We start from the raw sequence: 14,048 nt of genomic DNA, 5'->3' as shown, positions 1-14,048 counted from the left end.
CATACGTAGGGGTCAGCATGCCCCGCCCCTACTTTGCAGGGTAATACGTAGGGGTCAGGCATGCCTGACCCGCATCAGCTGCGCGCCGCCAGCCACACGGCATAGGCCTCATCCCAGATGGCGGCAGGCGTTCCTGCCTTGCCAAGGCCAAAACCATGCCCCCCCTGCGAAATACGGATCATCTGCACCGAAACCCCGGCCTTGCGGCAGATATCGTGCATGATCACGCTGTTTTCCGGGTCTGAGGTACGGTCATCTTCCGCCTGAGCGAGGAACAAGGGCGGGTAAGCACGGGTGACATAGTTCTGTACTGACCAGTTGGCCTCTTCCGCCGGGGACGGATGATTGCCCACCAGCGACAGATGTGTATTGGTGTGCGTGTAAGGGGGTTCGAGGGTGATCACCGGGTAAATCAGCCCCACGCTGTCAGCTTTGGGGACAATCTGGTCAATCGCATCCTGCGGAGCATAGGATGCGTAATCCGGGCGCGCAGCCGCCAGACCCAGCATATGCCCGCCCGCCGAGAAGCCAAGCAGGTGCACATTGTTTTCCATTGAACGCACCAGGCGGATCGCCCGCTGTGCATCCTGAAACGCCACGCGGTTGCCATCCTGCCAGTGTTCGCCCGGCAGACGATAGCTGAGCACATAGGCGGTATAGCCTTTGCTGTTCAGCCAGCGTGCCACCGGCCACCCTTCCCGGCCCATGCCAATCCAGCGATAGCCACCGCCAGCGGCGATCAGCACCGCCTTACCGTTAGGATTCTCCGGCACAAAGCGCTGAATACCCGGGCTGACAATGTTTGACCACGATCCATTCGCAGAAATGCGCAGCGCTCCCGTGGGGCCGCCGCCGCCTGGCGGTTCGTCCGGCCATAGCGGGAAAAAGTCCTGACGGGCGAACAGCTTATCGGTGCTCATGGCAAGCATAAACGCGCCGGTGCCCAGGATGAACCGACGGCGACTAATCAAGATGCATGTCCAACATTCTCAGCAGAAAACAGGGAAGGTATTGTTGAGCCACTAAGGAATAGGCTCAGTGGCGAAATAGTATGCATATCGAAAAGAAAATGCCACTGAGATCACACTTTTTTCATCACGGAATGGAAAATAGTCAGGAAGGTGTCTAGCGGGCCCTGGGGGCCAGGGCCCGGCGGGAATTATTTCACGTTTTTGCTGACAAAGGCTTCGTAGTTATCTTTGGTGATCACCTGATACGGGATCCACATAAACTTGTCGCCATTTTTGCCGTCAATGACCTGTTTTGCCATGGTAACCGCGCCTTTACCCTGGCCTGCGGCATCCTGGAAAACGGTTAATGCCAGCTTGCCGTTTTTAATAAATTGCAGCGCATCCGGGGTGCCATCGATCCCGGCGACCAGGATATCTTTCTTACCGCTCTGATTCAGCGCCATAATCGCGCCAATCGCCATCTCATCGTTGTTGGCAGCAATCGCATCGATCTTATTGCCGGACAGCAACCAGCCGGAAGTGACATCCACGGCTTCGTTACGCATCCACTGGGCAGACTGCTTCTCAACCACTTTCATCTCTTTATATTTGGCGATGACATCTTCCGTGGCTTTGGTGCGCTGACGTGCTTCTTCTGCCGACAGGGCGCCCATCAGAATGGCGACATTCCCTTTGTAGTTCATTTTTTTCGCCAGCGCTTCCATCTCCATGCGCCCGCCCAGCAGCGAATCGGAGCCAACATAAGCCATCTTTCCGCTCAGTTCGACTTCCGGTTTACGGTTAACAAAAATCAGCGGAATATTGGCGCGTTTTGCCGCCTCCATCATCGGTTTTACTCCCTGGGTATCCACCGGATTGAGGATGATGGCGTCCACGCCCTGGTTAATAAAGTTCTCAACCTGCTGTACCTGTACCGCGATATCACCTTTAGCATCTTCAAACTGTCCCTGGATCTTCTCTTTTTCCATCTCTTTCGCCATCTGCGTACGCAGAATGGAGACAAAGTTAAGATCGAAGTTCGCCAGTGCAACACCGATACGCAGATCTTTTGCCTGGGAAGCGGGTGCCAGTGCAAGAGCACCAATCAACAGTGCGATTTTATTCACGTTCATGGATGGATTCCTGTAGGTGTAGGTAAGTTATTATTTTGAGTAGTGAAAAGAATGAACGGTGCAGGTCCTCCTGAAAAAAAGCGGCCAGGGCTGGCCGCATCATGTTTAATTAATCAAAGTGCGCTTTAAAGCTTGCCAGGGCCGCTTCGCTGTCCCCTGACGCCCAGCCTTCAAGTGCAATGACCCCCCGATAATTCATGGCCCGCAGGGCTTTCGCCACTGCACGGTAGTTAATCTCACCTGTCCCCGGCTCACAGCGGCCCGGTACGTCAGCGACCTGGATTTCACCAATCGCATCGCCACTGCGCTGCACCAGTTCGATCAGATTGCCTTCGCCGATCTGCGCGTGGTACAGGTCAAGATTCATTTTCAGATACGGACTGTTTACCGCCTCCACCAGCGCCAGCGTATCGGCGGCTTTGGCAAACGGCGTGCCCGGATGGTCAACGGCAAGGTTGAGATTTTCCAGAGTAAATACGCGCCCGGCTTTCTCACCCAATGCGGCTAATTTTTCCAGCGTACGCACGGCTTTTATCCACATCGGGCCAGTGACAATCTCCACGGGCTTGACGGGCAGCCCCTGATTATCCAGGCCGGTGCCGTGCAGGTTCAGGCTCGGGCAATTAAGACGTGCTGCCACGGCCAGCGACTCTTCGGCGCTGCTTAACAGGTTGGCGATCTCGTCATCGTCCGTCAGATTGCCGGTCAGGTAGCCGGTCATGGAGGTAAAACTCGCCCCCGTTGCAACCAGCGCATCGATGTCTTTATTGTTCCAATGCCAGATTTCAACGCCAAAACCCAGTTGATGAATACGCTTCACACGTTCGATAAAGGGTAAATCCAGAAAAACCATTTCGGCTGAGACCGAAAGACGATAATCCGACATAGTTGTTATCCTCGTAATTGAATCGGTTTGCCCTGCTGAACAGAGGCAATACAGGCCAGCGCGATTTCCAGCGCATTACGCGCATCTTCGCCGGTGGCGCGTGGGATTTCACCGCTGGCGGCACAGCGGACAAACTCGGTCAGTTCGGCAATGTAGGCATCGGCCAGCAGGTCGGTATCCTGACGGGAGGTCTCAATGGCAATTCCGGCAGCGCCGAAGCGCACACAGTTATTGACGTTAATATTGCCCATCTGGAACATGCCGTTACTGCCGAAGACTTCCGCACGTACGTCATAACCATAGACAGCTTCAAAACTGGCATCCGCGACGGCAATCGCGCCGTTATCGAAACGAATGGTCACCACCGAGGTATCCAGCAGCCCTTTGTCTTTGAAGTCCGGGCGCACCAGCGCGTCAGCAATGGCATACACTTCCACCGGTTTCGCGCCGGGGTTGCAGTGCAGCAGCGTGTCAAAATCGTGGATCAGCGTTTCCAGATAGATAGTCCAGGGCGGGATGCCGCTCGGATCGCGCAATGGAGAAGGGTCGCGGGTCAGGGAACGGATCAGCTGCGGCGTGCCGATCTCACCCTTTTTGATGGCGTCCAGCGCAGCGGCGAAGCCGTTAGCAAAACGGCGGTTAAAGCCCACCTGCAATACCACGCCCGCTGTTTTCGCGGCAGCAATCGCGTGGTCAGCTTCTTCGAGCGTGATGGCCATCGGTTTTTCACAGAAGACATGTTTCCCGGCCCGGGCAGCCGCGGCCACCAGCTCCGCATGCGTCCGTGCGGGTGTCGCGATCAGCACCGCATCAATGTCAGGATCGTCGAGCATCAACTGGGGCTCGCTATAATATTTGCCCGCACCCTGCTTCTCAGCCAGACGCTGTGCAGCTCCCGGCACGGGATCGGCCACCGCGGCCAGCACCGCCCCCGGAACCTTTTGCGCCAACGAGGTCGCATGGAAGCTCCCCATGCGCCCTGCTCCGATTAACCCCACACGCACGATCTGTTTTGTTACTGACATCTTGTTCCCCTTCAGGTGGCTGGCTGACTGTTTTTTTGTCGTTAAACAGACATAAGCAAACCCTATGCCAGAGTGCGGAACACTGCAGGGCGTGCCTTTCTCTTCCTGTCGCGATCACAAAATGCACACAAAAAAAACATGTCAACTTAACATGTCTATAAAATGGACATTCCATTAGTGGGAGGGAAGCAAAATGAATCAACCGACGTTAGCCGGTGCGATCAACGCAGAGTGTGATGGACAACTAAGCCTGCCTGCGGGCAGTGAAGCCAGCCGCTGGGACAGCCTGCTGGAACAGGCGAGGCGGGATTTTGATGCCGGGCGCGAGCCGGAGTTTGTCCGCCCGGATGTCCTCAGTTCATGGAAAAGCAGCCGTGCTGCCGGGATCGATCCTGCGTATTTTGCTTACACCTTCCCACCCGAGGAACGGGTCAAACAGATTCTGGCCGACAATGCCGAGCTGATTGAGGTGGCGGGCAGCATTATGGAAAATCTGCTGGCCTATAACCCGGACGGCCACATTAATCTGACCAATGCGCAGGGGGTTACGCTCTCCTGCTGCGGTCGCGATCTGACCCCGATAGGCAGCATCCTGACCGAATCAGAGATGGGCACCAACTGTACCGCGCGCTGCCTGAAACAGCAGCGGCTGGTGTATATGCTCAACGGTGAAAACTGGAAAGCGGCCTTGCGTGAGCGCCATCTGCAATGTGCTGCCGCGCCCATCCGCGATGCTGAGGGACGGATGATCGGCGTACTGACGCTGACCGCCAGCCAGGACAATTTCCACTACCATACTCTCGGTACCGTGCAGGCGGCCGCCGAAGCGATCGGCCAGCAGCTGATCCTGCGTGCGTTGCTGGCGGAACAGAAGTCGATCCTCGAAACGCTGAACGAAGGGGTGATCGTGCTCGATCGCTCAGGGGTGATCAAAACCATCAACCGCTATGCCCGACAGATCTTCCACGGACTGGCACGCGCCGGCCATCAAGTGGATGCGGTACTGAACCCGGAACATACGCGCCTGGCGACCATGACCTTCTGCAACGACCGAGAAATCGTCTTCAGCCCTGCCGAGAATCAGCGCGTCTGCTGCCTGGTATCGGTGATGCCCGCGCCAGGCGGCGGTAAGATTATCGCCCTGCGAGAGAATCAGCGTATCCGCGCCATTACCCGCCGGGTGATGGGGGCGAGCGCCAGCTATACCTTTGACATGCTATGCGGCAGCGCACCGGCTTTGCAGGTCGCGATGGATAAAGCCCGTAGCTGCTGTCGCAGCGACAGCACCGTGTTACTCACCGGAGAGAGCGGCACCGGCAAGGAGCTGTTTGCTCAGGCGATCCATAACGGCAGCCTGCGTTGCGGCGAGCCTTTTATTGCTGTTAACTGCGGTGCGCTGCCGCGCGATCTGGTACAGAGTGAGCTGTTTGGTTATATGGACGGTGCGTTTACCGGATCGCGGCGCGGCGGTGCCGCAGGTAAGTTCGAACTGGCAGAAGGCGGGACGCTGTTTCTTGATGAAATTGGCGATATGCCGCTGGAAGCGCAGACCAGCCTGCTGCGCGTATTGCAGGAGAGTGAAGTGGTGCGCATTGGCGCGTCGCAGCCGGTGAAAGTCAATGTCCGTATTATCGCTGCCACCAACTGCAATCTGATCCGGGCAGTGGAAACCGGCGCGTTTCGCCGCGACCTCTACTACCGCCTGAACGTGATTTCTATTCGCATTCCCGCCCTGCGCGAACGCAGCAGCGATATTCCGGCGCTCACCGAGTGGTTCCGCGAAAAAGTCTGCACCCAGCTGAAAAAGATCAACGTGCAGTTTACCGCCGGGGCAATGGACGCTTTAAGCCACTACCACTGGCCGGGTAACGTCCGTGAGCTGGAGAACATTGTTGAGCGGGTGATCAATATGAACGACGGACTGTTTATTGATGTGCCGGATCTGCCCGATGAAGTCATCCGGCGCACGTCCTCCACCCATGCGGCCCATCTCGCGGAGCCGCAGCAGGCCGTTCGGCTTGATGTGAATGAGCGCGCGCATATTATTAGCACGCTGGATGCACTGAACGGCAATCTGCGCCAGGCAGCTCAGTTAATGGGGCTGTCACGCGCCGGGTTATATAATAAACTGAAGAAATATCAGATCAGTGCTGACGAGTTTCGCCGCTGATCGCTTCGGTCACTGCGGTGACCCTTTCGCTGTGTTGACTGAGTGCTTATGTGGTTCGAACATCTTGATTTTGCCGTTATCCTGCTACAAATCGTATTAATTGATCTGTTACTGGGTGGCGATAACGCCGTCGTTATCGCCCTCGCCTGCCGTAAACTGCCACCGCACATGCAGAAAAAAGCGATTATTCTCGGCACGCTCGGGGCGATTGTTGCCCGCGTTGTGCTGCTGATTATTGCCGTTCACCTGCTGGCGCTGCCGTGGCTGAAGATCGTCGGAGGCCTGCTGTTGCTGTGGATTGGCTTTAAGCTGGTCGGCAGTGAAGAGGAAGAAGCCAACATCAATGGCGATAACCGTCTGTGGAAAACCGTGCTGACCATTACGCTGGCCGATGTGGTGATGTCGCTGGATAACGTGCTGGCCGTGGCCGCAGCGGGTAAAGGCAACGTCTGGCTGGTGTCGTTCGGGGTGTTGATCAGTATTCCGATTATTGTCATGGGCAGCAAACTGGTACTGACGCTGCTGACGCGCTTCCCGTTTATCGTCACGCTCGGCGGAGCACTGATTGGCTGGATTGCGGGCAGTATGCTGGTCACTGACCCGGCACTGCTACGTTATACCGCTGCGATCCCGCATCTGCACTGGATTGCCGGGACCATTGGGGCATTGTTAGTGGTGGGGTACGGTGTGGTAAGACGCGGGCGGGCGTCGTAGGGGGCGGGCATGCCCGACCCGCATCAATACCGGGTGAGGCATGCCTCACCCCTACAAAAATGCGATGGTTTTCGGAGGCATTTAACCTGACGCTAAATCTTCTCTTTCTTCGACATGCTATCCAGATACCCCATCACAAACGCCGACAGCACAAACGTCAGATGAATAATCACGTACCACAGTAGCTTGTTATCCGGGATATTCTTCGCATCCATAAACACCCGCAGCAGATGGATAGAGGAGATGGCCACAATCGATGCCGCAACCTTATTTTTCAGCGACCCCGAATCCATCTTGCCCAGCCAGTTAAGCTTCTCTCTGTTCTCATCAATATCCAGCTTAGAGACAAAGTTTTCGTAGCCGGAGAGCATCACCATCACCAGCAGACCACCAACCAGCGTCATGTCGATCATCGAAAGCAGCACCAGCACCATGTCATTTTCCGACATCTCAAGCACGTGTGGCAGCAGATGGATCAGCTCCTGGAAAAACTTAATGGCCAGCGCCACTAACCCCAGCGACAGCCCGAGGTAAATCGGTGCCAGCAGCCAGCGCGCAGAGTAAATCAGGTTTTCGACGAAACGTTCCATAGCATCCAGTTCACAATTCAACAGGGCGAACAGTATACCCGATGGCTGATAGACTTTTTCAAGGCATGTGCGCTTAAAACAACGGAATTTAAGCGACTTTACGTTGAGAACATCAATGAAGGGGCAAGAATCAGAACCAATGTTGTTGTCGCTTTACATCCCGTGAATGATGCAACACTCTGACAACCAGAATATCTTCGTATTCTGGTCTGAAAAAAAGAAGATGTTCTGCCGCCACTAAAGAGAACATATTTTCGCCAACTTCTGCACGCCGCTGACCAATTTCATGGTGCTTTAGCATATCCAGTGCAGTGAAAATACGATCAATATCAGCATCAGCGGCTACCTCTCCATAGTGACTCACGCCATAGCTAAAGATATCTTTGAGATCGTCCCGCGCTTTGGGCGTGAGCTTAATCCGTTTTCCCTGAGTCATGGCGTTTTCCCTTCACTTCCCTGATAAAGGCATTGCGATCCCACTCCTGCGGAACGCCACTCTCTAATCCCTCGGCGAGGAGCAATCTTAATTGCGCAAGTTTCGATTGTGCCTGTTGCTCTCTGAGCAATCGTAACGACTCACGAATCACTTCACTTTGCGTTCTGTAATCACCCGATTCAATCAGAGATTCAACATACCCGCGCAGCTCGTCACCTAAATCCACTGTCATGGTTCTGGCCATTGCATTCCGCTCTGTAAGATTAGTTCTTACAAATCTAACTGACTACTCTTCAGACATCCAGCCCTGTGCTGATAAATCCGCACAGATCCTATATTATTCCCGGACCGGCAGCGCCTCTTCATTACTGCCCTGTGGCAGCAAATCGTTAATCGGGCGCATCATCTTTTTCATCTGGCGCTCATAGCCGAACGGGCTGCCCTGACCGCTGTCGGTCTGCATCGTAAGCTGTGGCTGACTTGCCGCAAAGGCCTGGGTGAAAGGATGAAGAGACAGCACCGCCAGCACGGCGGCCATTTTAGTCAACTGGCGCACGGGTCCTCCGGACTTAATGATATTGACGGAACTGAATGCGGTAATCGCGCGGGGTAACATTGAAGTGCTTTTTAAACACCCGCTGGAAGCACTGCTGGGAAGAGAAACCGAGGTCCATCGAGATCGCCATAATGCTTTTGGTCGAACTGACCAGGCAGCGTGCAGCCTGATCAAGACGGCGGCTGCGAATAAACGTCGCCAGGGTGATGCCCCTTTGCTCTTTAAACGCACGTTGCAGGTGCCACTTCGAATAGCCAGATTTTGCCGCCACGGCTTCAATATTGAGGCCTTCTTCTAAGTGATCGTCGATCCAGTCGACGATAACGTCCACGATTTCATTTTTCATTTTTAGCTCCGCGATGACGGGCGCATGACGCCCACTCCTGCCTTAAAAGAACAAGGAAGTTATTTATTATTTTGATTTTATTGAAGTAATTACGATATGAAAAAAAAGGGAGAACATATCAAAAAAACGTGGAAGGGATGGTATTAGACCGCTTAAAATAGTTCAAATAGATAATATAAATCTTTGATAATAGATAAGGGCTATATGCCAGCTAACATGGATCTCAACCTGGTGCGGGTATTTATCGCCATTTATGAAACCCAAAGTGTCAGCGGGGCTGCCGAACGTTTGTTCATTACTCAGCCCTCTGCCAGCTATGCCCTAGCCCGGCTGCGGGTTGCGACGGGTAACGAGCTGTTTAAACGCAGCCGTAAAGGGATGCAACCGACTCCCACCGCCAGTCAGCTCTATACGGTTTTTAAAAAGTCTCTCAGTGGCATTGAGAAGGCGGTGGCAGACACCCGCAGCTTCTCTCCGGACACATCCTTTCACAAATTTCGTCTCGCCCTCTCTGACCTTGGCGAACTGCTGTTGCTACCCGGTCTGGTGAAACATCTGCGCGCCGTTGCCCCTAACGTGCAGCTGGAGGTGATCCCGGTAGAGATGCGAAAACTGGATGAATGGTTGCTGACCGGAAAGGTCGATGCCGCGCTGTGTAGCCGTAACGAGAGTATTTCGCTGGCGCAGCGTGACCGGATTATGGACGAGTGTTATGTCTGCCTGTTGAACGACCAGCACCCGCGCATTGGCGACACCCTGACGCTGGATGCCTACCTGGAGGAACAACACATTATTGTGTCGACCATCAGCGGGCATTATATGGTGGAAGAGCGGATAAAAGAGTATGGCTATGAGCGCCGCATTGCACTGGAAGTCCCGCACTTTGCGGCGCTGGGCGAGCTGATTGCCTCCAGCGAACTGCTGGTGACGCTGCCCTCCAGCGCGGCGAAAATCTATGTCGCGCGAGGCAACGGGCGCATCATCGAACTGCCGTTTGAGCTACCGAATCTTGAGGTGTACCTGTACGGGCACACCGAGATCGGGGATATCACCGCCAAAACCTGGTTCTATAACCTGCTGAAAAACGTCAGCCCACTGCTGATGGTCCGCCGGTAACAGAGGGTTAGTCGTTGCGGCGCGGGCCACGGCTCCAGTAGGCCATAAAACTGATGCACTCCGGCGACAGGCCGCGCTCACCAATCAGATAGCGGCGCAGTTGTTTAACGGCGCTGGACTCGGCAGCAACCCAGCCATGAAAGCGTTTATCTCCGCTATCGGCACGGTCCCAGAGGATATCGCCATCCTTCTCTTCATGCAGCTCACCGCGCACCAACGCACTTTCCGGCAGCATCACCCGCTGCTGCACCGCCTGCAGTAACGCTTCACCATGAGAGGCACCGGTTTCTTCACGCGGCAGCCAGTGGATGTCGGCAAAAGTATAGTGGCTGAGATCAACACAGTCGCCGCGTTTCGGCATTTCCAGGAACATCTGTAACTGCGGCGGGTTGCTCCAGCCAGCCAGCTGTTCAAGGATCGCTTTCGCCGCCGGGAGTGCCGTTTCATCTGCAACGACCAGCGCGCGCTCCACGTCAGGGTGCGGGTCCCACTCGTAGCCACCGCTGCTGGTCGGGCAGGCGCGATTTGGTGCCACCATTTGCAGCGCTGCACCCGGCTCAGCATTCAGCGCCCAGGCCGAAGCCGGGCCTTCGGTACCGTGCATCACAAACTCGACTTCTACTTCTCCGGCATCAGCATTGACGTGACGAAGGGTATAGGTACGGGCAATCGGACGGATATCCTGCGGCATCGCGCGGGCTGTTTCCCACCAGGTTTTATCACCCTCATCGGTCAACGTTGAGGGCGTGCCGTCGAGGGAAGGAAACAGCAGTTTTATCCGCTGATCCGGTGCATCCATTTTCATCTGACGCACGTCATCACCGCTGAATACGCAGCACAGCATCGAAGGAGAAAGTACCTGCTTACGCGCCAGCACTACATTAAACAAGCGATAACCCTGAACACTCGCCATAAACCCGCCTTGTAAACCTGAAAGCCGCGCACGTGTGATAACGCACATAAGGTCGGCAAGAATAGCAAAGCCAGATGATAATGAGAATGAGAACGAGGCTTCTTTACATCACCCTCGTGGAATAACGGATTGATCCCGGCGCAAAAAGCCGTCAACGTAGCGCTTTCCCTGTGGTAAATGCGGAGCACGCCGATGTCCCTGACTGTCCTGACGCAACTGGCCGATATTCCGGCCAGTCAGTGGGATGCCCTGGCCCCCAACTCTCAGCCTTTTTTACGTCATGCTTTTCTCTCCACTCTGGAAGAGAGCGGTGCGGTCAGCCGCGCTTCGGGCTGGCTGCCGCAGCATTTGCTGTGGATGGAAGAGGGAACGCCGCGTGCGGCCATGCCTGGCTACGCGAAAAATCATTCGATGGGAGAATACGTTTTCGATCACGCCTGGGCAGAGGCCAGCGAGCGGGCAGGGATTCCTTATTATCCGAAGTGGCTGTCGGCGGTGCCATTCAGTCCGGTCAGCGGCGCACGACTGCTTGGGAGCGATCGCCAGGCCGCGCAGCTGTTACAGGCCTTACCTGCGTTTCTGGCCGAACGGCAGCTCTTCAGCGGCCATATTAATTTCAGCGATGAGCGTATTCACCAGGGGCTGGAGCAGGATCCGCGCTGGCTGCCGCGCCTCGGCTGCCAGTATCACTGGCACAACCGGGGTTTTCGCGATTTCCAGGATTTTCTCGACCTCCTCACCTCGCGCAAGCGCAAACAGCTGCGCAAAGAGCGCGAGCTGGTTGCCAGCCAGGGCGTGGAGTTTGTCTGGTATCAGGGCGCAGAGGTGACGGAGGCGCAGTGGGATTTTGTTTACGCCTGTTACGCCAATACCTACCGCGTGCGCGGCCGTCAGCCTTACCTGCCGCGCCTGTTTTTCAGCCTGTTGGCCGAGCGCATGCCGGAAGCGATTCGCGTGGTGATCGCCAGCCAGCACGGAGAGCCGGTGGCCATGGCGTTCAGTCTGGTGGATGGCAACACCTTCTACGGCCGCTACTGGGGTTGCCTGGAAGAGTTCAACCGCCTGCATTTTGAAACCTGCTTCTATCAGGGGATGGAGTACGCCATTGAGCACGGGCTGCAGCGTTTTGATGCCGGTGCTCAGGGTGAACATAAGCTGATTCGTGGTTTCGAACCGGTGCTGACAGAATCCTGGCACCTGCTGCGCCACGCCGGGCTGCACGATGCGGTCGCCGATTTCCTGCATCAGGAGCGTGAAGGCGTGCGCAACTGGGCAGAGGAAGCCAAAGCCTCGCTACCGTGGCGGCAGCCCGACGGGCAGTGATACCCGTCGGGCATGACCATCATCCTTCGCCGACAAATCCGCCGGTCTGGTGGCGCCACAGGCGCGCATACAGGCCGCCTTTTGCCAGCAGTTCGCTGTGGCTGCCAATTTCGGCAATCCGGCCCTGCTCCAGCACCACCAGCCTATCCATACGGGCGATGGTCGATAGCCGGTGGGCAATCGCAATCACGGTTTTCTCTCCCATCAACGTCTCCAGGCTCTCCTGAATCGCCGCTTCCACTTCGGAATCCAGCGCGGAAGTGGCTTCGTCCATAATCAGAATCGGCGCATCCTTCAGCAGTACGCGGGCAATCGCAATACGCTGGCGCTGCCCACCGGACAACTTCACGCCGCGTTCACCCACCTGGGCATCCAGCCCGGTGCGGCCCTGCGGATCGGACAGCAGGGGAATAAATTCATCGGCTCTCGCCTGATGAATAGCGCGCGTTAACGCCTCTTCGCTGGCATCCGGCCGACCGTACAGCAGGTTCTCGCGAATCGAACGGTGCAGCAGGGAGGTATCCTGGGTGATCATCCCAATCTGTGCACGCAGGCTCTCCTGAGTGACATCGGCAATGTTCTGACCATCTATCAGGATGCGGCCACCGTTCAGGTCATACAACCGCAGCAGCAGATTCACCAGCGTGGATTTTCCCGCGCCGGAGGGGCCAATCAGGCCGATTTTTTCACCGGGCCGGATGGTCAGCTGCAGGTCATTAATCACCGTGCGTTCGCCGCCGTAGTTAAAGCGGATAGCCTCAAACTGGATTTCGCCCTGCTGCACCCGCAGCGCCGGAGCCTGGTTTTTATCACTGACTTTGACGGGCTGGGCAATGGTTTGCAGGCCATCCTGCACCATCCCGATATTTTCAAAGATGCCGTTCACCACCCACATAATCCAGCCGGACATGTTGACGATGCGGATTACCAGCCCGGTAGCCAGCGCAATCGCCCCAACGCTTAACAGTGACTGCGTCCACAGCCACAGCGCCAGCCCGGTAGTGCTGATAATCAGCAGACCATTCAGCGTAGTGATCACCACATCCATGCCGGTGACCATACGTCCCTGGCTGCGGGTTTTTACCGTCTGGTCGCCAATCGCCTCGCGGGCGTACTGACGCTCCAGATCGCTGTGGGCAAACAGCTTCAGGGTGGTGATATTGGTGTAACCGTCAACAATGCAGCCCATCAGACGGGAACGGGAATCGCTCGACGCCACCGAACGGGCTTTGACGCGCGGCACAAAGTAGCGCAGGCACAACACGTAACCGACAATCCAGATCAACAGCGGGATGGTCAGCCGCCAGTCTGCTTCGGCAAAGAGCACCAGCGTGGTGACGGCGTAAATCAGCACGTGCCACAGGGCATCGACCGCCTGCACCGCAGAGTCGCGCAGCGCGTTGCCCGTCTGCATAATGCGCTGGGCGATACGCCCGGCGAAATCATTCTGGAAGAAGTTCAGGCTCTGACGCAGCACGTAGTTATGATGCTGCCAGCGGATCATGCTGGTCATGCCGGGGTTGATGGTCTGGTGCACCAACAGGTCGTGCAGGCCAATAAACAGTGGCCTGAAGATCAGCGCCACCACCACCATCCACAGCAGTTCGCTGCCGTGGTCGCTAAAGAAGGTGGCGGTGGGGCTGCTATTCACCAGGTCGATGATACGGCTGAGATAGCGGAACAGCGCTACTTCGATCAGTGAGGCTACCAGTCCAATCACCAGTAACAGCGCGAAGCACGGCCACACCTGACGCAGATAGAACAGATAGAATGCCCAGAGGTTGTTGGGTGGCGTGTCGGCCGGGGCATCCCTGAAGATGTTGATCATCCTTTCAAAACGGCGATAAAGCATAAAGCAGGCTCATGTGTACGGCAGGATTGTTCAGCTTA

General features: G+C 56.0%; 15 protein-coding genes. 4 read left to right on the top strand and 11 right to left on the bottom strand.

The window, feature by feature from the left end; all coding sequences use genetic code 11:
• Window positions 1-74: 74 nt before the first annotated feature.
• From LJN55_RS01055 to LJN55_RS01040, 4 genes are all read right to left on the bottom strand, one after another.
• The gene (locus LJN55_RS01055) at window positions 75-929 is read right to left on the bottom strand and encodes an alpha/beta hydrolase (protein WP_159337736.1); all 855 of its coding nucleotides are present in this window, start codon (window positions 927-929) and stop codon (window positions 75-77) included.
• A gap of 230 nt (window positions 930-1,159) precedes the next feature.
• The gene (locus tag LJN55_RS01050) at window positions 1,160-2,083 is read right to left on the bottom strand and encodes a substrate-binding domain-containing protein (protein ID WP_159337734.1); all 924 of its coding nucleotides are present in this window, start codon (window positions 2,081-2,083) and stop codon (window positions 1,160-1,162) included.
• Window positions 2,084-2,192: 109 nt separating this feature from the next.
• Window positions 2,193-2,969: a TIM barrel protein gene (locus LJN55_RS01045; protein ID WP_159337732.1), complete on the bottom strand. Its 777-nt coding sequence runs from the start codon at window positions 2,967-2,969 to the stop codon at window positions 2,193-2,195.
• 5 nt (window positions 2,970-2,974) lie between these two features.
• On the bottom strand, window positions 2,975-3,994 hold the full coding sequence (locus tag LJN55_RS01040) for a Gfo/Idh/MocA family oxidoreductase (protein ID WP_227535516.1): 1,020 nt from the start codon (window positions 3,992-3,994) through the stop codon (window positions 2,975-2,977).
• Window positions 3,995-4,187: 193 nt separating this feature from the next.
• On the opposite strand from LJN55_RS01040, the gene LJN55_RS01035 reads away from it, so the two are divergent.
• Together LJN55_RS01035 and LJN55_RS01030 are read left to right on the top strand one after the other, a co-directional pair.
• Window positions 4,188-6,164 (top strand): sigma-54-dependent Fis family transcriptional regulator, encoded by a 1,977-nt coding sequence (locus LJN55_RS01035; RefSeq protein ID WP_227535514.1) that lies wholly within the window; start codon window positions 4,188-4,190, stop codon window positions 6,162-6,164.
• A gap of 42 nt (window positions 6,165-6,206) precedes the next feature.
• Complete coding sequence (locus LJN55_RS01030) at window positions 6,207-6,878, top strand: TerC family protein (RefSeq protein ID WP_407647769.1); 672 nt, start codon at window positions 6,207-6,209, stop codon at window positions 6,876-6,878.
• Between the two features lie 92 nt (window positions 6,879-6,970).
• Here LJN55_RS01030 and LJN55_RS01025 read toward each other — a convergent pair whose 3' ends face one another.
• From LJN55_RS01025 to LJN55_RS01005, 5 genes are all read right to left on the bottom strand, one after another.
• Window positions 6,971-7,468 carry a TIGR00645 family protein gene (locus LJN55_RS01025; protein ID WP_133844428.1) on the bottom strand — a complete coding sequence of 166 codons (498 nt, stop codon included), beginning with the start codon at window positions 7,466-7,468 and terminating at the stop codon, window positions 6,971-6,973.
• Between the two features lie 130 nt (window positions 7,469-7,598).
• Window positions 7,599-7,904 (bottom strand): type II toxin-antitoxin system RelE/ParE family toxin, encoded by a 306-nt coding sequence (locus LJN55_RS01020; protein ID WP_227535511.1) that lies wholly within the window; start codon window positions 7,902-7,904, stop codon window positions 7,599-7,601.
• Window positions 7,882-8,148, bottom strand: a complete 267-nt coding sequence (locus LJN55_RS01015; protein WP_133844432.1) for a type II toxin-antitoxin system ParD family antitoxin — start codon at window positions 8,146-8,148, stop codon at window positions 7,882-7,884. Before LJN55_RS01015 ends, LJN55_RS01020 begins: the two co-directional genes overlap by 23 nt.
• Before the next feature lie 93 nt (window positions 8,149-8,241).
• Window positions 8,242-8,460, bottom strand: a complete 219-nt coding sequence (locus LJN55_RS01010) for a hypothetical protein (protein ID WP_133844434.1) — start codon at window positions 8,458-8,460, stop codon at window positions 8,242-8,244.
• Between the two features lie 13 nt (window positions 8,461-8,473).
• Window positions 8,474-8,806 carry a helix-turn-helix domain-containing protein gene (locus LJN55_RS01005; RefSeq protein WP_133844436.1) on the bottom strand — a complete coding sequence of 111 codons (333 nt, stop codon included), beginning with the start codon at window positions 8,804-8,806 and terminating at the stop codon, window positions 8,474-8,476.
• A gap of 204 nt (window positions 8,807-9,010) precedes the next feature.
• On the opposite strand from LJN55_RS01005, the gene LJN55_RS01000 reads away from it, so the two are divergent.
• Window positions 9,011-9,922: a LysR family transcriptional regulator gene (locus LJN55_RS01000; RefSeq protein WP_133844438.1), complete on the top strand. Its 912-nt coding sequence runs from the start codon at window positions 9,011-9,013 to the stop codon at window positions 9,920-9,922.
• A gap of 7 nt (window positions 9,923-9,929) precedes the next feature.
• Here the strand turns inward: LJN55_RS01000 and LJN55_RS00995 are convergent, their stop codons facing one another.
• Window positions 9,930-10,835 carry a siderophore-interacting protein gene (locus tag LJN55_RS00995; protein WP_227535510.1) on the bottom strand — a complete coding sequence of 302 codons (906 nt, stop codon included), beginning with the start codon at window positions 10,833-10,835 and terminating at the stop codon, window positions 9,930-9,932.
• A gap of 192 nt (window positions 10,836-11,027) precedes the next feature.
• Between LJN55_RS00995 and LJN55_RS00990 the strand changes: the two genes are divergently transcribed.
• Window positions 11,028-12,158, top strand: a complete 1,131-nt coding sequence (locus LJN55_RS00990) for a GNAT family N-acetyltransferase (protein ID WP_159337723.1) — start codon at window positions 11,028-11,030, stop codon at window positions 12,156-12,158.
• Between the two features lie 19 nt (window positions 12,159-12,177).
• Here LJN55_RS00990 and LJN55_RS00985 read toward each other — a convergent pair whose 3' ends face one another.
• Window positions 12,178-14,010, bottom strand: coding sequence for an ABC transporter ATP-binding protein (locus LJN55_RS00985; protein WP_320443512.1), 1,833 nt, complete (start codon window positions 14,008-14,010; stop codon window positions 12,178-12,180).
• Between the last annotated feature and the right edge of the window lie 38 nt (window positions 14,011-14,048).

Source organism: Erwinia rhapontici (assembly GCF_020683125.1).
In the GTDB taxonomy this organism is placed as follows: domain Bacteria; phylum Pseudomonadota; class Gammaproteobacteria; order Enterobacterales; family Enterobacteriaceae; genus Erwinia; species Erwinia rhapontici.
This window is presented reverse-complemented; position numbering and strand designations above follow the sequence as displayed.

Excerpts from the sequence above, each read along its gene's own strand:
- LJN55_RS01000 (WP_133844438.1), top strand. The coding sequence starts at position 9,011 with ATGCCAGCTAACATGGATCTCAACCTGGTGCGGGTATTTATCGCCATT.
- LJN55_RS01050 (WP_159337734.1), bottom strand. The coding sequence starts at position 2,083 with ATGAACGTGAATAAAATCGCACTGTTGATTGGTGCTCTTGCACTGGCA.
- LJN55_RS01020 (WP_227535511.1), bottom strand. The coding sequence starts at position 7,904 with ATGACTCAGGGAAAACGGATTAAGCTCACGCCCAAAGCGCGGGACGAT.
- LJN55_RS01005 (WP_133844436.1), bottom strand. The coding sequence starts at position 8,806 with ATGAAAAATGAAATCGTGGACGTTATCGTCGACTGGATCGACGATCAC.
- LJN55_RS00995 (WP_227535510.1), bottom strand. The coding sequence starts at position 10,835 with ATGGCGAGTGTTCAGGGTTATCGCTTGTTTAATGTAGTGCTGGCGCGT.
- LJN55_RS01015 (WP_133844432.1), bottom strand. The coding sequence starts at position 8,148 with ATGGCCAGAACCATGACAGTGGATTTAGGTGACGAGCTGCGCGGGTAT.
- LJN55_RS01040 (WP_227535516.1), bottom strand. The coding sequence starts at position 3,994 with ATGTCAGTAACAAAACAGATCGTGCGTGTGGGGTTAATCGGAGCAGGG.
- LJN55_RS00990 (WP_159337723.1), top strand. The coding sequence starts at position 11,028 with ATGTCCCTGACTGTCCTGACGCAACTGGCCGATATTCCGGCCAGTCAG.
- LJN55_RS01055 (WP_159337736.1), bottom strand. The coding sequence starts at position 929 with ATGCTTGCCATGAGCACCGATAAGCTGTTCGCCCGTCAGGACTTTTTC.
- LJN55_RS00985 (WP_320443512.1), bottom strand. The coding sequence starts at position 14,010 with ATGCTTTATCGCCGTTTTGAAAGGATGATCAACATCTTCAGGGATGCC.
- LJN55_RS01045 (WP_159337732.1), bottom strand. The coding sequence starts at position 2,969 with ATGTCGGATTATCGTCTTTCGGTCTCAGCCGAAATGGTTTTTCTGGAT.
- LJN55_RS01025 (WP_133844428.1), bottom strand. The coding sequence starts at position 7,468 with ATGGAACGTTTCGTCGAAAACCTGATTTACTCTGCGCGCTGGCTGCTG.
- LJN55_RS01035 (WP_227535514.1), top strand. The coding sequence starts at position 4,188 with ATGAATCAACCGACGTTAGCCGGTGCGATCAACGCAGAGTGTGATGGA.